Source organism: Dyella sp. CR10, assembly GCF_055814425.1.
This window is the reverse complement of sequence record NZ_CP185986.1, coordinates 1,052,581-1,070,164: the sequence shown is the minus strand read 5'-3', so window position 1 is coordinate 1,070,164 and position 17,584 is coordinate 1,052,581. Positions and strand designations below refer to the sequence as shown.

Genomic DNA, 17,584 nt, shown 5'->3' with positions numbered 1-17,584 from the left:
CCCACCCTTGCGGCTCCTGAGCAGACCGACCAGTTTGCTGCTTGGCGATGATCGGCAGCGGAGCCGCGAGCCGGCCGCGCCATTCTCACTTGGCCGAACATCCAGGCGTATCGAAGTGCGGCCCTCTACGGCCAATAGGCAACTAAATGGTTGCAGCCGCCCCGGCATCGACCTAACATGCAACCTATTAGTTGCTTATCCCCCCCCCCCCCCGACCTGCGGAGGCAAGTCATGAACGCCACCACCGACCGCATCGAACGCCAGATCCAGCTCAAGGCCAAGCGCTCGCGCGTCTGGCAGGCCATCGCCAACGCCGAAACCTTCGGCGAGTGGTTCGGCGTCAAGCTCGCGGGACAGCGCTTCGCCGCGGGCGAATACGCGCGCGGCCACATCACTTATCCCGGCTATGAGCATCTGGTGTTCGAGGCGTTGGTCGAGCGCGTCGAACCGGAGCGCTACCTGTCCTTCCGCTGGCATCCGTATGCCATCGATCCCGACAAGGACTACTCTACCGAGCCCACCACCTTGGTGGAGTTCGAGCTGGAGGAGATCGGCGGCGGCACGCTGGTGCGCGTCATCGAGTCGGGCTTCGATCGCATCCCCGCCGGACGCCGCGATGAGGCCTACCGCATGAACAGCGGCGGCTGGACCGAGCAGATGGAGAACATCCGCAAGTATGTCGACACGCACTAAGCCTTCCCGCCAGGCGGCTGCCCTGCAGGCGGCCGCGCCGGTGTTCGCCGCGCTGGGCGATCCGACTCGCCTGCGCCTGGTCGCCCTGCTCTGCGCGGGCGGCGCGATGTCTATCGCCCAGCTGACCGGCGGTACCGACGTGACCCGCCAGGCGGTAACCAAGCATCTGCAGGTGCTTGCGGACGCCGGCGTGGTACGCGATGCGAAGCTCGGGCGCGAACGGATGTGGGAACTGGAACCGGCGCGCCTGGATGAGGCGCGGCGGTCGCTGGATGCGATCGCGGCGCAGTGGGATGCGGTACTTGGCCGCCTGAGCGCCTTCGTCGAACGCTAGCGTCTCCCAGTACGGGCGGCGCAACACTGCGCCGCCCGCCTGAAAACGCGCCGGGACTTGCTCAGTGCGTCAGTGGACTTCCTCCAGCCCCGGATCGCGCGTCACCTTGAAGATCTTCACCGGCTCCGGCGTCTTCTCGTTCAGATGCAGGCGCAACGCCTTGGCCTTCTGGCAGGCATTGCCGCCATCGACGAACACGCCACCCTGGTTGCACTTCCAGTCGTAGAAGTTCTGCAGGCCCGCAGCCAGCTGCAAGCTGTAGTCGGTGCTCAACGCCTTGCCCGGATCGAACGGCCAACCGGCCGGTTCGTTCTGGAACCAACGCATCCACGTCGGCGACCCCATCGGCGGCGGGTTGGCCTGAAAGGTCGGATTCATCGGCGACACCGCCGGGCTCTCCGCCGTCATGTGGCAACTCATGCAGGCGCTGACCGGATTGTCCACCGGGCCGTTGAGGCGTCCGTTCCAGCCCAGGTGCGTCGGCGGCAGCTCCTTGGTGTTGGCGTTGATCGCGGTCTCTTTCAGGTCGGGATTGATCTTGGTGACCGTCGGCTGCGGGTTGTCGTACGTGCTGCCGTTGTTCTGCGGATCGTTACCCCACATCACGCCCACCGGCACCAGGTTGTCCCAACCCGGCTTGCCGCTCATCGCGCCGTTGTACTGGAAAGTACCGAAGATCCAGCCCGTGCCCGGAATGCGCGTATCGCGCACGGCGAAGTCCATCTGGATCAGCGCGACCTTGCGCATCACGCGGTTGGACGACTTGAACGAGTCGGTGATGTACGCATCCCACTGCACCGGGTTCTTCAGGAACGGCACCTGGCTCAGATCCACGTCCGCGAACAGCGCTTTGCACACCACCGTGCCGTTGGGAAAGCTGTTCGGCTTGGAGGTATAGGTCGGATCGGGGTTCTGCGGGTCTTTCCACACCTGCCCGAAGATGTAGCCGCCTACGTCGTTGTAGATGCCTACCGCATAGGTCTGGCCGGTGGTGGTCTGCGTCGACGCCAGCTGCTTGGCCTGGATCTGTGCTTCCTTGGTGAGGCCATGCACACCCTCGCGGCCATCCGGGCCGTAGTGCTGCCACGGCGCGTGGTACCAGCGGCGCACCGGGTTCCTCTGCACTACCCAGTCGGTCTCGACGTTGCCTTCCAGGCAGTACTTCTTCACCGCATCCACGTACGGCCGCCACTGCTCGAAGTTGTTGCTCAGCGGACTGGGCAACTGCTTGAAGAACGCCGGCGGCGGCGTCTGCGGCATCTGCTTGGGGTAGTCCTGGCTCAGGTGGAACAGCGGCCCCTTGTACGCATCGGACGGCGGCTGGTAGCCGAAGTCCGGAAACGTTCCCGCGTTTGCCACGCCCGTCGCCAGCACCAACGCCGCCAGCGTTCCCCATGTCCTGCTTCGAATCTTCTGCATGTTCCACTCCCTGTTTACGTGGTACCCCCTGGCGCGGGCGTTGCGCCCGCGCCACCGATGTCCGGATACGGCCTGGCCCCGGACCGGCCATGCCGATCACTGCCGGCGACGCGTCGTCGCCAGGGATGCCTGAGTTGGGAAAGTCGCGATATGCCCCCTGTTGCGCCCCCCTGGCGCGGCGGCGGTAAGGTCTCGCCGAGCCCGTGGAGCCGGCGTGATGCTGCACCGCCCGACCGTTCACGGGGCCGCGACGGACAACCCCGCGTTGCGCGGCCGGGCGTTCCAACCGTCGCAGCTTCTGCGAACGGGCCGCGCTAAAGTGACTCCCGCTCGTGAAGTGCGTGTCCACCAACATCCACAGGAAGGGGGTTGACCATGATCCGTTCCACCATGCACCGCGCCTTGAGCTGTTTCGTCCTCGCCGGCCTGCTGGCCCCGGCGTTCGCCTTCGCCGCACAGCCGGCATCGGGCCTGGGTCAGGCCTGGCCCAACGCGCCGGACCTCTCCGTCAGCCCGCGCTGGCACGTGTATGCCTTCGAACGCGACGGCGTCCGCTACGTGCAGATCAACGACGCGCGCGGCGCCGTGCGCGGCGCCTTCGCCACCGCCAACGGCGTGTTCCTGGTCCTGCCGATGGGCACCGCCGGCGTGGACGTCGGCAGCGCCACGCAGCCGTCCGCGCAGGGCGAGACGGTCTATCGCGACGGCGACGTGCAAGTCACGGCCGCGCCGCAGGCCAATGGCCTCCTGCGCCTGCTCGCCGAGCCGGTCTGCAAGGACCCGGTCGAATGCAGCACGCACATCACCACGCCGTGATGCCGGGTTAGCCATCCGGGAGAACCATCCGCAGGGAGTGCGACGCGACGGCGGCCCAGAGCCGCCGTCGCTGTTTTCACGGCCGCCTCACGCCATCGCCTGCATATCTCGCGCCCGGCCGGGGAGCGGCCAGCTGGCCGCCGGGCCTCCCATCCTCGGGCGCCTCGTCCACCCTGTAGGCGCTTTTTCCCGCATCCGCCGTCACCCCGCCGGATGCGGTTTTTTTTGCCTGCGGGAAAGCGTCGCGCCAGCCTTACGCCGCCGTGCCTCGCTCGGGGGTCTCCGCGTCCTGCCCTTGCGGCGCAAGCGACACGCTGAAGCGCCGGCGCCCGTCGATAGTCACCACGCGCAGTCCGCGGTAACGCACCAGATAGCGCAACCCCACCACCACCGCGGCAAAACCCGACAACGCGCCTAGCAGCAGCGACCAGCGCGGCCCCAAGGTGTCCGCCACCCAGCCCACCAGCGGCGCGCCCAGCGGCGTGCCGCCCAACGCAATGGCGAACTGGATGGCAATCACGCGGCCGCGCATCGCCGGCTCCGTCGATAGCTGCACCAGGCTATTGGTCGAGGTGGTGTACATCTGCGCGGCCATGCCCACCGCCACCAGCATCACGCCGAACCACACGTACGTCGGCATGACCGCTGCCAGCATGCAGCCGACGCCAAAACCGAGTGAGCCGGCGATCAGGTAGCCCAGACGCGGCCGCATCTGCTGCGCGGCGAACAGCGCGCCCGCCACGGAACCGACAGCCATGACTGACGTGAGCAGGCCGTACTTGTCCGCACCGCCCTGATAGGCCTTCACCACCATCGCCGAGATGAAGATGGGGAAATTCAGGCCGAAGGTGCCGATCAGGAACAGCATCAGCAGCACCGCGCGCAGGTCGTGGCGATCCCACACGTAGCGGAAGCCTTCCAGCAAGCCGCCACGCTGCGCCGGACGATGGCGCGGAAAAAACTGCGCGGGCCGCAGCATGCCCAGCGAGATGAGCACCGCGATGTAGGACAGCGCGTTCAGCAGGAATACCCAGCCCGAACTCATCGTCGCCAGCAAGCCACCGGCCACCGCCGGACCGATCATGCGCGCGGCGTTGAACGAGGTGGAATTGAGCGCCACCGCATTGGAGAGATCGTCTTCGCCCGCCAGCTCCGATACGAAAGTCTGCCGGGCGGGCGCATCGAACGCTGCCACCGCGCCGAGCAATCCGGCGAACACGTACACGTGCCACAGCTTCACCCAGCCCATCAGCGTGAGCAGGCCCAGCCCCAGGGCCAGCGCGCCCATCAGCCCCTGCGTCAAAGACAGCAGCTTGCGCCGGTCGAAGTGATCGGCCGCATAGCCGGTGAGCGGCAACAGCAGCAGCTGCGGCCCGAACTGCAACGCCATCACGATGCCGACCGCAGTGGCGTTCTTCTGCGTCAGCTCGGTGAGCACCAGCCAATCCTGCGCCGTGCGCTGCATCCAGGTACCGACGTTGGAGACCAGTCCGCCGGCCGCCCACACGCGGTAGTTGTAACTGCGCAGCGAACGGAAGGCGCCTAGCATCGGCGCACTCCCTGTCGTGCCGGCATGGCGTCGCTCATGCGCGCGCGTCGAGGTGCTCGACGATCTCGCGCACGGTGCCGGTCTCGCCCAGGCGCGGGAAGATGCGGCCGATGCTGTTGGCGTGCGCGTCCGCATTGGTATCCGTCATCGCGTCCACCGCGAGCGTCACGTTGAAACCGCCCTCGTAGGCCTGGCGCGCCGTGGACTCCACGCCGATGCTGGTGGACACGCCGCCGATCACTACCTGGGTCACGCCCTGGCCGTGCAGATACTCGGCCAGATCCGTACTCGCGAAAGCACCCCAGGTGCGCTTGCTCACGCGATGATCGCCCGGTTGCGCATCCAGCTGCGGCATCAGCTCGGCCCAGTCCGCAGGACGCTCGCCGCCGCTGCGCTGCTGCTCCACGCGTCCCGGTGCGCCGCCGATCACGTTCACCAGTACCACCGGCAGGCAATGGCTGCGGAACGCAGCAGCCAGCTCGCCGGCATGCCGCAGCACATCGTCAGAGGGATGCACAGTCTTCTGGCCGACGATGCCTTTCTGCAGGTCGATCAGGATGAGGGCGGTCTTTTCGTCGATTGCAGTGATGCTCATGGCGCGGCTCCATCGGCAGGAAGGGGACAGGCGCACCGCGCGGGCGCGCCAGGGGGAGAAAGAACGGTCAACTTACGCCGGGCTCCGTCGACGCCTCGAGCAGGCGTCGCAACAACGGCATCGCGGCGGCGAGCTGCGACTGCTCGCGCTCGTCCAACTGTTCGCGCAGCACCTGGTACAGCCAGTCTTCGCGCGCGGCCCGGCTGGCGCGCACCAGTTCGTGGCAGGCGGGCGTCAGCGTCCACAGCGTCTGCCGCCGGTCCGCCGGATCCGCCGCGCCGGCCAGCAGCCCCGCCGCTTCCAGCGCGGCGACCGTGGCGCCCATCGACTGAGGGCGCACGCTCTCGGCATGAGCCAGTGCCGTCACGGTCATCGCACCGTGGCGTTCGAGCTGGATCAGCACCGAAGTCTGCGCCGAGCTGAGCTGATCCGTGCGGCCTTGCTTGCGCAGGCGCCGCGCCAGCTTGCCGAGCACGACGCGCATCTCTACGGCGAGGACGTGGGTGGTATCGCTGCGTGAGGACTTTGCGTTCATGGCCCGGCATCGTAGCCGATCAACAGGAAAACTACAAAGTTTACCTTCGTAAATTGTCACGCACCGTCATGTCGATCCGCGCCCGGGCCGTTCGTCATCTTCAGGAGACCCCACCCGACGGAGCCGTCATGGCCTTGCAGCTCTACGCCCACCCCTTCTCGTCCTACAGCCAGAAAGTCCTGGTCGCGCTTTACGAAAACGACACGCCGTTCGAATGGCGCATGCTTGCGCCCGACTATCCCCAACACATTCAGGACTGGCTCGCGATGTGGCCGGTCAAGCGCTTTCCGGTGCTGATCGACGGCGAGCGGATGATCACGGAGGCCACCACCATCATCGAGTTCCTGCAGCTGCACTATCCCGGGCCGTTGCGCCTGCTGCCGGAAGATCCACGCGAGGCACTGGAAGTACGCGCGATGGATCGCTTCTTCGATAACTACATTTCCACGCCGCAGCAGAAGATCGTGTTCAACGCGCTCCGCCCGGAAGACTCGCGCGACGCCTACGGCGTGCAGGAAGCGCGCGGCATGCTCGACGCCGCCTACAGCTGGCTGGACCGCACCATGGCCGACCGTACCTGGGCCGCCGGCGACCGCTTCAGTCTGGCCGACTGCGGCGCGGCGCCGTTCCTGTTCTACGCGGACTGGACGCATCGGATCGATCCGTCTTTCGCCAACGTCATTGCCTATCGCCAGCGCCTGCTCGCGCGCCCCTCGTTCGCGCGCGCGGTGGACGAAGCGCGTCCTTATCGCCCGCTGTTCCCGCTGGGCGCGCCCGATCGCGACTGACGCCTTGTCACTCACACAGGAGACACAAGCATGAGCAGCACTCCACTGGTTCCCGCGCCGGAGCTGGCCGCCCGCGCCGGCGTCACCATCCCCGGCGAAAGCGCGGCCTATCGCCGTGCGCGCACCGCCCTGCTGGCCGAGGAAATCGAGCTGCGTCGTCACCTCGAACGCGTCGCCGAACTGCGTCGCGCGCTGCCGCCCGGCGCGCCGATCGAAGGCGACTACCGCTTCCAGGGCGAACACGGCTCGGCCGATTTCGCCGACCTGTTCGGCGACAAGCAAACCTTGATCGTCTACGGCTACATGTTCGGCGCCAAGCGCGAACGCCCTTGCCCCATGTGCACCTCGATGCTCGGCGCCTGGGAGGGCGAAGCGCGCGACCTCGAGCAGCGCGTGGCGCTGGCGGTGATCGCGGGCGCTCCGATCGAACGCCTGCTCGCCTTCAAGCGCGAGCGCGGCTGGCGCGACCTGCCGCTGTATACCGATCTCAACGGCAACTACACACGCGACTTCCGCGGTATCGCCGATGACGGCAGCGACATCCCATCGCTCAACGTATTCACGCGCCGCGACGGCATCATTCGCCATTTCTGGGGCGAGGAAATGACCTTTCCCACCGCCGATCCGGGCCAGGATCCGCGCGGCGCGCCTGGACCGATGCTGCTGTGGACGCTGCTGGACATGACGCCGGAGGGACGCGGAACCGACTGGTATCCGAAGTTGCAGTACGACTGACCCTTGCAAGCGCTCGCCACCATCTCCCCTGCCCGACGGACGAGGCGGACTCGCCAGGCATGGCGGACGCACCTTGCCTGGCCCCTGGGGCGGGCGCACACTCGCGCGGCTGGTCCTCATACCCAAGGAGCGTGTATGCAAGCGATCAAGACCCTGGTTACTCTCCTCCCTTTTTCCCTCGTTCTTGCCGGCTGCGCCGAGCAGCGCCTGCGCCAGCAGGCGCATGCCGACGATCGCCTCGATACCGCGCTGGCGCATGCCGGGCCGGAGGTGGCGATGTTCCGCCTGCCATCGGACAACGCCTCGTGGGAAGCGCTGGGCAACCAGCACCTGCTGGTGCGGGGCGGCGACGGCCATACCTGGCTGCTGCATACCAGCGTGTGTCCGGGCCTGCCCAATGAGCGGTATCTCACCCTTACCAGCTCACGCGACCAGTTCACCTATGTCGGGCAGGATCGCGTCAAACGTATGAGCGGTTCCTGCGATCTGCTCGAAGCGCGCCCCGTTGCGGGTATCGATGTCCAGGGCGTGCCCGGTCGGCTCAACATGCTGACCCGGCCGAAACAGGAAGACCTGGCCGGTTCGTTCTGATGCCCCCCCCCGAAAGCACAACGCCCGGCCATGGCCGGGCGTTGTTTTCTCGCGGACTGCGATGAAGCTCAGAGCTTGTAGTTCAAGCCGAACATGATCGTGCGACCCCAGGTGGTGTAGTCGAGCGGGCGCCCCACCTGCACGCCGTTCGGCAGGCTCGCTATCTGCTGGGTCTTCTGCGGCGAGTTGGTGAGGTTGTTCACCTGCAGCAGCAGCGACAAACCGTTCAGACGGGTGTGTTCGTCGAAGGCGTAGCCCACCTGCAGGTCGGTCTGCTTGTCCGCCAGCACCTTCACATAACCGAGCTGGTCGAACAGCGGCACCGCTTCGCCGGTGAACGACGAGCGATAGCGTTCGGCCACGCGGATCGACCAGCCGTACTTCTCGTAATACACCGCCAGATTGGCGACCTTGCGCGACAAGCCCGGCAGCGTCTTCGGGCCACCCGGGATGGACGATACCGAACTCTCCGGAATCGAGCTGTTGGTCAGCGAGAAGTTGGCCTGCACGCCGAAGCCGTCCAGCACCGGCGACACCAGCCCGCCTTCGAATGCGCCGGACAACTCCAGGCCTTCCATGCGTCCGCCCGTGCCGTTCTCCGGACGGGTGAACGAACCGAAGGGACTGGTCGGTTGCAGCGTCGGGTTGTCATTGACGAAGCCGGCCTTCTGAAAATCGAAATCCAGCACGGTCTTGTCGTAGATGTAGTTCAACAGGTTCTTGTTGAAGACCGCCACGGCCACATAGCTGGATTTACCGAAGTACTTCTCCCACGACAGGTCCGTGCCCACCGCGATATACGGCCGCAGCTGCGGATTGCCGCCGCTGCCGGACCACAACACCTGACCCGCGCCCGGCCCCTCGGTGACGCGCGCCACCGAGGCGGAGCTGGCCACCTTCTCATCGTCGATGCGACCGCGCGCCATGGTCTTGGCCAGGCCGAAGCGCAGGTACTGGCCGTCGGCGATCTGCGCGACCAGGTTCAAGCTGGGCAGGAACTTGTTGTACTTCGCACCGCCCTTGAGCGTTCCCACCAGCGCATCGCCGTTGGTCTGGTACGAGGTGGACGACTGATCCGTACGCACGAACTGCACGCCCACGTTGCCACGCAGCGGCACATCGCCCAGATGCGTGTCGATGTTGAACTTGACGTAGGCGACCGGGACTTTCTCCGTGATCGAATAGTTACGGCTCCAGTCGGCCTGGCCATTGCGCTGGGTCAGGTAGAACTGGTTCGACAGCGCGTCCAGCACGTTGTAGTTGAGGATGCCCGGAATGCCGCCGTACCCCAGATCGGTCGGCCCGCGCAGAAATGCCGAGCCGACCGGCACGCCAAGCGTGTGGTCATAAGGGCCCAGATCCTTGCCGTCGCCATTGCCGTTGAGCCACGCGAAGAACACATCGGCCTGCTTGGTCTTCTTGCGCTCCGAGTACGCCGCGCCGACATCCACCGTGCTGAAGATCCAGCCCACCGGATGCGATACCTGGAAGCGCGCGGCTTTGATCGTGTCCTTCTGTTTGTCGAACTCCTGGCGGCCGTTGTAACCGTAGTTGTCCGGATCGGTGAATACGATATTGGCCGGGTTGGCCAGATCCACGCCCGGCCGGAAATACGGATAGTCGTCGCCGGTCGGCGTGTGGAAGAACACGTCCGTGGTGGGACTGCCAGCCAGGCCGCCGAACAGATAGGCATCGCGCAGCCGCCGCTTCGCCATGGAGTACGACAGGTCGCCAGTGAGCACCCAGCCGTTGCCGAAGTCGTACTGGTGATTCCACCCGGCGGAGAACAGCTTGTCCTTCTCCTTGATGTACTCGTTCTGCAGGATCGGCGCGATGTTGCTCATCGTGCCGGACGTGACGATCGGATACGGCGAAGCCGGCGATATGCCGACGTTGCTGTAGACCGGTACGCCATTGGTGTTGTACGGGCTGCTCGACCACTGCACGCCGTTCTTGTACTTGCGCTCGTTGAAGGTCGAGTAATAGAGGTCCAGCGTGGTGTGGTAGTGGTCGCCCGGCGCCCACTCCAGCACGGTCATCAGGCCGTTGCGCAGCTGGTTCTCCGATTGCGCGCGCAGCTGCATGCCTTCCTGCGAGAGCACGTTGTCCGGCAGGCCAGGCGTGTGCGAGCCGCCCCATTGCCCTTCGATGCCGTTGGGTCCGTTGTTCAGGCTCCACCACCACGCCTGGTACTGCTTCTCCTGAATCGGCGAATCCAGCTGCGCGAAGCCCACCGCCACGCCCAGCGTGTGGTCGAAGAACTGGTCGATGTAGGAGAAGCTCGCGCGATGCCCCATGTCGCCCACGCCCGAGCCCGGGTTGAGCTTGCCGTTAGTCGTGTGTTCGCCGCGCAGGTTCACGGCGATGGCGCGCTTGGGCAGATCCAGCGGCTTGATCGTATGCAGATCGACGGTGCCGGAGAGACCCTGGCCGACCAGGCTGGCGTCCGGGGTCTTGTAGACGGCCGCGCCGCTGATCAGCTCCGACGGATACTGGTCATATTCCACGCCGCGGTTTTCGCCGATGGTCGCCTGCTCGCGCCCGTTGAGCGTGGTACCGGCGAAGTCCGGCGACAGGCCGCGAATCGAAATGACGTTGGCGCGACCATCCACGCGCTGCGTCGCCAGGCCCGACAGGCGGGCCAGGCTCTCGGCGATGCTCGCATCCGGCAACTTGCCGATGTCCTCGGCCGAGATCGCCTCGATGATGCTGTCGGAGTTCTGCTTGGCGCGGATCGAACTCTCGATGCTGCCGCGGATGCCGGTGACGACCACTTCCTGCAGGTTGCTCACCTGCCCCGGCGCCGGCTTCTTCTTGGCTTGGTCGGCCTGATCGGGTGGCGTCTGCGACGGCTGCGCATGGTCGGCTGGCTTGGCCGGTGGCGGCGTCGCGTCCTGGGCGACGGCGACGCCAGACATCATCAACGCAGCGATGCAGGCGACGGCGAGCGGCCGGCGCGCGATGCCTTTGCTGGACCGCATGCGCGGCACGAAATCCTCGTTCATGCTCCTTCCTCCCTCTTTTGATGAGCGCTCCCCTGAGCGCAGGCACGCACGCAAAATCGGCGAGTCATCGCGAGATGCCCGCTTCTGTTTATCGATGCGCGCGCGAATTTGCGCGGAGAATGAGCGAGCGCCTGCGCGCCGTCATTCCGCGCCGCAACAACTTGCTGTGGAAGGATTCAGCTCGGTGAAAGCTGCGGGTACGGCATGTAAGCAAATACGAAGCGATACCCCTGCCACAGATCATCCTGCGCAACCGTCGGTTGCCAGGGAAACTACCCGGATATCAGGCGAACCGGATTTGCTCGGCGGGCACTACGGACATCCGCGTCCCGAACGTCTGCAGCCTCGCCAGCACCCAGTTGTGATGCGCGGTGATTTGCGCCGCGGTCAGCACGTCGTTGTCGATCGTGGTGTGCGCATCGCCAGCCAGCGTGACGTGGTAACCCAGCGCCAGCGCGCGGCGTACCGTGGTGTCGATGCAGAAATCGCTCTGCACGCCGCAGACCACCAGATGATCGATGCCGCGCTGCTGCAGCAGCTGGCCCAGCTCGGTCTCGTAGAAGGAATCCGGCGTGGCCTTGCGCACGCGCGGGTCGCCGGCCTCGGCATGCAGGCCGTCGGCCAGCTGCCAGCCCTCGGTGCCGTAGCGCAGCTCGTCCCCGTCCTCCTCGTGCTGGATCAGCACCACCGGCACGCCGGCCGCGCGGGCGCGGTCGATCAGCCCGTTGACGCGCGACAGCACCTCCTCGATGCCGGCCATGGCCCACGGTCCGGCGCAAAGCGCCTGTTGCATGTCGACGACGAGAAGCGCGGTGGTCATGGAGGCCAATCTTGGGTTGCCAAGAAGCCATCATAGAACCGACGACCTCGTCCATGTCCGCCGGCGTCAGCTAAAGATTCTGATAGCCCGTTCCGGCCCCCTCGGGCCTACTGCCCACGCCTTCCTCAACGAGCACGCGGACATGATCCGAACCACAGCCATGCAAGCAGCCCGGGCGCTCGCCGCCACGGCCCTGTGCCTGGGCGGCTGCAACGCCGCGCAGGCTTCCGACCATCTCGACACGCCATCGGTAATCGGCGACCCGCGCGCCGACATCGGCGACCTGTACGCCTGGACCTCGCCCGACGGCAAGCGCCTGAACCTCGTGCTGGACATCGTCGGGCACACCTTTTCGGACCGGCTCGACTACGTCCTCCACATCGATAGCGGCAAGCGCCTGGGCCACACCACCGCCACCACCGACATCGTCTGCCGCTTCCGTTCCGGCACCGACGTGGTCTGCACCGCTGGCGACGACAAGGCTCAGGGCGATCCCAGCGATCCGAAGGGGCTGGAAAGCGCGCATCACCGCTTCCGCGTCTTCGCCGGACAGCGCGACGATCCGTTCTTCAACAACGTCAAGGGCACGCGTGCCGCGTATGACAAGGCGCTGGCCGCACTCCACGCCGGCGCCCGCAGGGACGCCGCCGGCTGCCCGGCCTTCGACGCGGCCACGGTTCGCGTCATCGCCGACGAGTGGCGTCACACCCAGGGCGGCCCGGCCAAGAATCTGCTCGCCGGCTGGACGACCTCGGCCATCGCGGTCTCCATCGACCTGGACCAGGTCAACCGCGGCGGCCCGCTGCTCGCGGTATGGGCCAGCACCAACGGCCCGAAGCGCCAGATCGATCGCGCCGGGCGGCCGCTCACCGGCAATGCCTTGCTCGGCACGCTGGCGCCGGAAGAGATCAGCGACGCGTTCAAGGAAACCTATAACGCTGCCACGCCCGCGGATGGTGCGAAGTTCGTCGATGAGATCGCCAGCAACCTCGGCCTGTACGACGGCTTCGACGGCCAGTGCGGCAACCAGTGGCTGGCCGACGCCAAGGCGCCGGCCACCAAGCGCTATCACGCCCTCGCTGCGTTGCTCGCCGACGACCGGCTGTGGGTGAACGGCGCCTCCGCGACCTGCACCCAGTTCTTCGCGGTGGAGCGTGCCGCGCTGAGCGGCGAGCGTGCGCTGGCGAACGATTGCGGCGGACGCACGCCGAACTACAGCGCGTCCAACATCTATCGCTCGATGCTGGTCGACGGCACCATCCACAGCGTCAGCGACGGCCTGGAGCACGACGAACGCACCCATTCGGACAGCGTGTTTCCCTTCCTCGCGCCACCGGATGCACCCTCGGCCGTCGCTCCCGCCGGGGCTTATCAATGATCACGAATCGGCCGGCGCACTTCGTCGTCATGGCGATGCTCATCGCCTGCGCGCTGCCGGTGCAGGCGCATACGGGCACGGGCCTGGCCGGCGGCTTCCGCGCCGGCTTCGCCCACCCGCTGTCGGGCGCGGATCATCTGCTGGCGATGGTGTCGGTCGGCTTGTGGGGTGCCTTCCTCGGCCGTCCTCTGGTGCACGTGCTGCCGGTGGTGTTCCCCGTGATGATGGTCGGCGGCGCCATGCTCGGCATGTATGGCGCGGTTTTGCCGCCGGTGGAATGCGGCATCGCGCTGTCGGTACTGGTGCTGGGCCTGTGCATCGCCTTTGCATGGAAGGCGCCGGCCTGGGCGGCGATCGCGGTGGTGGCGGTGTTCGCGTTGTTCCATGGCTATGCGCATGGCCGCGAGTTGCCGGCTGCCGCCGATCCGGTCGGCTACAGCACCGGCTTCGTCCTCGCCACCGGCCTGTTGCATGTGGCTGGCATCGCGCTGGGGCTGCTGCACGCGCGTCCGGCCGGCCTGCTCGTCACGCGCTGGCTTGGCGGTGCGATTGGCATGGCGGGGCTGTATTTCCTGGCCGGAGCGGTGGCATGAGAGGCGGCGTGCTCGCGGCCACGCTGTTGTGCGCAGCACTCGGCGTGGCGCTCGCCTTCGCGCCGCGCCGTACCTGGCCGGTCTGCCTTGCGCTGCTGGCCGGCGCCACGATGCCGGGACTCGCCTTGCCGATCCCTCCGGCGATCGCTGGCGCGGCATTTCTGTGCGGCTGGGTCAGCGTGATCGCCTGCGCGGCAACGGTGCATCTGCCGCGAGGTCTGTCGCCTGGCCCCGCCATGCTGCTGTCGTTCAACGCCGGCCTGTGGAGCGGTGCGCTGGTCGCTCTCGACGGACATGGGCCCGATGTGTTCCACGCATGGTGCGGCGTGCTCGCCTTGCTGCCCGCCGCGCTCGCGCCGCGCTGGCGCCTCGCCGTCGCCGCCAAGGTGGTATCGAGCTGGCTGATCGCCATCGCCGTGCTCGCCGCTGCCCTGCCCTATCTGCCCGTCACCCCGGGCTACCTGCCGGATCATCTCGAATGAAGAAGATTTGCATGTGGCTCGGCGGCGCCGTGCTTGCCTGGATCGCACTGCCGGCGGCCGCCCACGACTTCTGGCTGCAGCCACAAGCGTACTGGTCCGCGTCAGCGACCCTCGTGCCGCTGACGCTGCAAGTCGGACATGGCCCGTACCGGCAACGCTCACCGATCCCGGCGCGGCGCATCGTGCGTTTCCAGGCGATCGGGCCGGATGGCGACGTCATCGACCTGCGCACGCGATTGCATCTCGGCGCTGTCAGCGACGCGGACGCGTCGCTGACAGCGCCCGGTACCCACATGCTGGTGCTGGAAACCGATGATCGCGCGGTCACTTCGTTGCCCGCGATCCGCTTCAACGACTATCTCCACGCGGAGGGCCTGACGCCGGCGCTGGCCGAACGCGAGCGCACGCACCGCACCGACCGCGATGGCGCCGAACGCTACAGCCGCCATGCCAAGGCACTGGTGCAAATCGGTACACAAGCAGACGCCAACGCGGCCACACGAGCGCTCGGCATGCCTCTGGAGATCGTGCCCGAACACAGCCCTTACGCCTTGCCCCACCAGGACACGCTCCCTGTCCGCGTGCTCTACCTCGGCCGGCCGCTGCCCGGCGCACTGGTCAAACTGACCCGCCTGGAACACGACGAGAGCCCGCTGGAGACCCATCGCACCGATGCCGCCGGCCGCGCCACTTTCACCGTGCCGGCCAATGGCAGCTGGCTGCTCAACGTGATCTGGACGCGCCCGTTGCCGCCCGGTGAAGACGTCGATTTCGAGACCGATTTCGCCAGTCTCTCCTTCGGCTATCCCGCCCCGCCCTGAGTGCGGCATCCCTGCCGCGATCCGGCTATCCTGCGCCCATGTCCGCCTTCCACGTCGACCACTGGCTGAGCACGGATACCGTGGCGCTGCGCAATGTGCGCTGCGACGGCGCCTGCCGGCACCGCAGCGCGGAAGAGTGCGCCTCGTCGACCAACCTGGTGTTTCCCTATCGGGGCGTCTACGTGCGCCACGTCGGCAGCGACCAGTCGGTGGCCGATGCCAACCACATGCTGTTCTTCAACGCGGACGAGGCGTACCAGGTCAGCCACCCGGTCGACGGCGGCGATGCCTGCCTGTCGGTGGCGCTGCCGGATGCAATGCTCGACGAGCTGGCGCCGCGTCCGATCCTGCGCCACGGCGGCGACAAGGTCGGCTTCAACCGGCAGGCGCAGCCGATCGATCCGCGCGCGCAGGCGCTGGTCGCGCTGCTGCGCCATAACCTCGAACGCGACAGCATCGAGCCGCTCGAAGCGGAAGCCTTGCTGCTTACCCTGATCGGCCGCGCCCTGGGCCCGCGCAGCACGCGCGAACCTGCCGCCACGCATGCGCGGCGGCGCCTGGCCGATCGGGTGAAAGTGCTGCTCGCCAGCGATCTGTCACGACGCTGGACGCTGGCCGACATCGGCTTGGAAACCGGCTGCTCGCCGGTCTATCTCACGCAAGTGTTCCGGCAGGTGGAAGGCGTGCCGCTCTATCGCTATCACCTGCATCTGCGCCTCGCGCGCGCGCTGGACCTGGTGCCGGGCTGCGAGGATCTTTCGGCGCTGGCCGCGGACCTCGGCTTCTCCAGCCACAGCCATTTCGCCAATGCGTTCCGCCAGGCTTACGGGCGCACGCCGAGCGCCTTCAAGCAGACGACCTGAGATGCCCTGACATGACACGAGCCGCGGTCAACGCGGCCCGTGTGTTCGCCCATGACGCGTCAGCGTGCCGGCGCCGTCGAGGCATGCGCCTCGCGCAGCTTTTCCGCACACTCTTCGCAACACACTTCGACGGTCCTGCCGCCGATCTTCACCTGGATCGCGCTCGCATCGAGCTCGCAATCGCAGGCGGCACAGGTTTTCTCAGACATGGCTTTGGCTCGCTGGTGACACCCGACGTCCGGGTGAGTGTCATTGAGCCATCGGGGAGGACGCGACGCTGTCAGATTCTTTAGCGATCCGACGATGACGCGCCTCAGGCGCCCCTGGCGCGCTGCGCCTTGCGCCGGGCCGCCTTTGCCTTCTCTTCCATCTGCGCCTTGTAGGCCCCCAGCAATGCCGGCAGCAGCCCGGGAAAGCGCTGGTTGATCTCCGCGCAGCGCGTGGTGTTGCGCATCTCCACGCCATGGCGCTCGCTGCGGATCAGGCCGGCCTCGCGCAGCGCGCGGAAATGCTGGGAAAGCGTGGACTTGGGAATCTCGCGGTCTTCCAGTTGCAGGAAGGCCGAGCAGCTCGTGCCGTGCTCGCTCGCGCTCAGCCCGGCGTAGATGGCCGCCCGCGCCGGGTCGGCCAGCGCGTGGAGGATGCCTTCCACGGTGACGTCTTCGATGGCGGGGTGAACGAGCGGTCGCATGGCCGTCATCTTAGCAGCCCTTGACTTTGAGTTCGTTAGTTCATAAGTTGCGAACTACTGGATTACTGAACCCGTCAGTACACCTCCCACTCCACCTCAGGAATACCCCGTCATGAGCAAGCTCAAAGGCAAAGTCGCGCTGGTTACCGGCGCCTCCAAGGGCATCGGCGCCGGCATCGCCAAGGCGCTGGCCGCCGAAGGCGCCGCCGTGGTCGTCAACTATGCGTCCAGCAAGGCTGGCGCGGATGCCGTGGTCGACGCCATCACCAAGGCCGGCGGCAAGGCCGTCGCCGTGAAGGGCGACGTCTCCAAGGCCGCCGACGCGCAGGCCATCGTCGACGCCGCCGTCAAGGAGTTCGGCCGCCTCGACGTACTGGTCAACAACTCCGGCGTGTATGAGTTCGCGCCGCTGGATCAGATCAACGAAGAGCACTACCACAAGCAGTTCAACGTGAACGTACTGGGCCTGCTGCTGACCACCCAGGCCGCTGCCAAGCACATGAATGATGGCGGCAGCGTCATCAACATCGGCTCGCTGGTCACCCGCATCGTGCCGGAAGGCAGCGCGGTCTACACCGCCACCAAGGGTGCGGTCGACGCCATCACCGGCGTGCTCTCGCGCGAGCTTGGCCCGCGCCAAATCCGCGTCAATGCGCTCAACCCCGGCATGGTGGAAACCGAAGGCACTCATGCCGCCGGCTTCATCGGCTCGGATTTCCATTCGCACGCGATCGCGCAGACCCCGCTGGGACGCATCGGCCAGCCGCAAGACATCGCTTCCATCGCGGTGTTCCTGGCTTCCGACGATTCGTTCTGGTTGACCGGCGAGAAGCTGTACGCCGGCGGCGGCGTGCGCTGAGTCATTGCCCATGCCGG

The 17,584-nt window shown here is 66.8% G+C and carries 20 protein-coding genes; 12 read left to right on the top strand and 8 right to left on the bottom strand.

Annotated features, from left to right (window positions below; all coding sequences use genetic code 11):
* Positions 1-231 precede the first annotated feature (231 nt).
* A complete protein-coding gene (locus tag ACNR9O_RS04975) occupies positions 232-693 on the top strand; it encodes an SRPBCC family protein (RefSeq protein WP_473682370.1) in 462 nt (153 codons plus the stop codon).
* Positions 677-1,027 (top strand): ArsR/SmtB family transcription factor, encoded by a 351-nt coding sequence (locus tag ACNR9O_RS04970; protein WP_473682371.1) that lies wholly within the window; start codon positions 677-679, stop codon positions 1,025-1,027. The genes ACNR9O_RS04975 and ACNR9O_RS04970 overlap by 17 nt, the downstream gene beginning before the upstream one ends.
* Before the next feature lie 69 nt (positions 1,028-1,096).
* On the opposite strand, the gene ACNR9O_RS04965 is transcribed toward ACNR9O_RS04970, so the two are convergent.
* Positions 1,097-2,446, bottom strand: coding sequence for a hypothetical protein (locus tag ACNR9O_RS04965; RefSeq protein ID WP_473682372.1), 1,350 nt, complete (start codon positions 2,444-2,446; stop codon positions 1,097-1,099).
* A 375-nt stretch (positions 2,447-2,821) separates the two neighbouring features.
* On the opposite strand from ACNR9O_RS04965, the gene ACNR9O_RS04960 reads away from it, so the two are divergent.
* Positions 2,822-3,262: a hypothetical protein gene (locus ACNR9O_RS04960; protein WP_473682373.1), complete on the top strand. Its 441-nt coding sequence runs from the start codon at positions 2,822-2,824 to the stop codon at positions 3,260-3,262.
* A gap of 253 nt (positions 3,263-3,515) precedes the next feature.
* Here ACNR9O_RS04960 and ACNR9O_RS04955 read toward each other — a convergent pair whose 3' ends face one another.
* From ACNR9O_RS04955 to ACNR9O_RS04945, 3 genes are all read right to left on the bottom strand, one after another.
* Positions 3,516-4,811, bottom strand: a complete 1,296-nt coding sequence (locus tag ACNR9O_RS04955) for an MFS transporter (protein WP_473682374.1) — start codon at positions 4,809-4,811, stop codon at positions 3,516-3,518.
* 34 nt (positions 4,812-4,845) lie between these two features.
* Positions 4,846-5,406, bottom strand: a complete 561-nt coding sequence (locus ACNR9O_RS04950) for an isochorismatase family protein (protein ID WP_473682375.1) — start codon at positions 5,404-5,406, stop codon at positions 4,846-4,848.
* Positions 5,407-5,473: 67 nt separating this feature from the next.
* Positions 5,474-5,941 carry a MarR family winged helix-turn-helix transcriptional regulator gene (locus ACNR9O_RS04945; RefSeq protein WP_473682376.1) on the bottom strand — a complete coding sequence of 156 codons (468 nt, stop codon included), beginning with the start codon at positions 5,939-5,941 and terminating at the stop codon, positions 5,474-5,476.
* A gap of 128 nt (positions 5,942-6,069) precedes the next feature.
* Between ACNR9O_RS04945 and ACNR9O_RS04940 the strand changes: the two genes are divergently transcribed.
* The 3 genes from ACNR9O_RS04940 (at position 6,070) to ACNR9O_RS04930 (ending at position 8,055) form a co-directional block, all read left to right on the top strand.
* Positions 6,070-6,729: a glutathione S-transferase family protein gene (locus ACNR9O_RS04940; protein WP_473682377.1), complete on the top strand. Its 660-nt coding sequence runs from the start codon at positions 6,070-6,072 to the stop codon at positions 6,727-6,729.
* A gap of 30 nt (positions 6,730-6,759) precedes the next feature.
* Positions 6,760-7,464: a DUF899 family protein gene (locus tag ACNR9O_RS04935; protein ID WP_473682378.1), complete on the top strand. Its 705-nt coding sequence runs from the start codon at positions 6,760-6,762 to the stop codon at positions 7,462-7,464.
* A 135-nt stretch (positions 7,465-7,599) separates the two neighbouring features.
* On the top strand, positions 7,600-8,055 hold the full coding sequence (locus tag ACNR9O_RS04930) for a DUF6491 family protein (protein ID WP_473682379.1): 456 nt from the start codon (positions 7,600-7,602) through the stop codon (positions 8,053-8,055).
* Between the two features lie 68 nt (positions 8,056-8,123).
* Here ACNR9O_RS04930 and ACNR9O_RS04925 read toward each other — a convergent pair whose 3' ends face one another.
* The gene (locus ACNR9O_RS04925) at positions 8,124-11,060 is read right to left on the bottom strand and encodes a TonB-dependent receptor (RefSeq protein WP_473682380.1); all 2,937 of its coding nucleotides are present in this window, start codon (positions 11,058-11,060) and stop codon (positions 8,124-8,126) included.
* 283 nt (positions 11,061-11,343) lie between these two features.
* Complete coding sequence (locus ACNR9O_RS04920; protein ID WP_473682381.1) at positions 11,344-11,880, bottom strand: cysteine hydrolase family protein; 537 nt, start codon at positions 11,878-11,880, stop codon at positions 11,344-11,346.
* 142 nt (positions 11,881-12,022) lie between these two features.
* On the opposite strand from ACNR9O_RS04920, the gene ACNR9O_RS04915 reads away from it, so the two are divergent.
* The 5 genes from ACNR9O_RS04915 to ACNR9O_RS04895 are packed head-to-tail and all read left to right on the top strand — an operon-like array spanning position 12,023 to position 16,017.
* Positions 12,023-13,258 carry a DUF4331 family protein gene (locus ACNR9O_RS04915; RefSeq protein WP_473682382.1) on the top strand — a complete coding sequence of 412 codons (1,236 nt, stop codon included), beginning with the start codon at positions 12,023-12,025 and terminating at the stop codon, positions 13,256-13,258.
* Positions 13,255-13,851 carry a HupE/UreJ family protein gene (locus ACNR9O_RS04910; RefSeq protein ID WP_473682383.1) on the top strand — a complete coding sequence of 199 codons (597 nt, stop codon included), beginning with the start codon at positions 13,255-13,257 and terminating at the stop codon, positions 13,849-13,851. The genes ACNR9O_RS04915 and ACNR9O_RS04910 overlap by 4 nt, the downstream gene beginning before the upstream one ends.
* Positions 13,848-14,333: a hypothetical protein gene (locus tag ACNR9O_RS04905; protein WP_473682384.1), complete on the top strand. Its 486-nt coding sequence runs from the start codon at positions 13,848-13,850 to the stop codon at positions 14,331-14,333. Before ACNR9O_RS04910 ends, ACNR9O_RS04905 begins: the two co-directional genes overlap by 4 nt.
* A complete protein-coding gene (locus ACNR9O_RS04900; RefSeq protein ID WP_473682385.1) occupies positions 14,330-15,154 on the top strand; it encodes a DUF4198 domain-containing protein in 825 nt (274 codons plus the stop codon). Before ACNR9O_RS04905 ends, ACNR9O_RS04900 begins: the two co-directional genes overlap by 4 nt.
* A 38-nt stretch (positions 15,155-15,192) precedes the next feature.
* Positions 15,193-16,017: a helix-turn-helix transcriptional regulator gene (locus tag ACNR9O_RS04895; protein WP_473682386.1), complete on the top strand. Its 825-nt coding sequence runs from the start codon at positions 15,193-15,195 to the stop codon at positions 16,015-16,017.
* A gap of 59 nt (positions 16,018-16,076) precedes the next feature.
* Here the strand turns inward: ACNR9O_RS04895 and ACNR9O_RS04890 are convergent, their stop codons facing one another.
* Both ACNR9O_RS04890 and ACNR9O_RS04885 read right to left on the bottom strand, forming a co-directional pair.
* The gene (locus tag ACNR9O_RS04890) at positions 16,077-16,226 is read right to left on the bottom strand and encodes a hypothetical protein (protein ID WP_473682387.1); all 150 of its coding nucleotides are present in this window, start codon (positions 16,224-16,226) and stop codon (positions 16,077-16,079) included.
* A 104-nt stretch (positions 16,227-16,330) separates the two neighbouring features.
* Positions 16,331-16,708 carry an ArsR/SmtB family transcription factor gene (locus ACNR9O_RS04885; RefSeq protein WP_473682388.1) on the bottom strand — a complete coding sequence of 126 codons (378 nt, stop codon included), beginning with the start codon at positions 16,706-16,708 and terminating at the stop codon, positions 16,331-16,333.
* Between the two features lie 112 nt (positions 16,709-16,820).
* On the opposite strand from ACNR9O_RS04885, the gene ACNR9O_RS04880 reads away from it, so the two are divergent.
* Positions 16,821-17,567, top strand: coding sequence for a glucose 1-dehydrogenase (locus ACNR9O_RS04880; RefSeq protein ID WP_473682389.1), 747 nt, complete (start codon positions 16,821-16,823; stop codon positions 17,565-17,567).
* Positions 17,568-17,584: the final 17 nt, after the last annotated feature.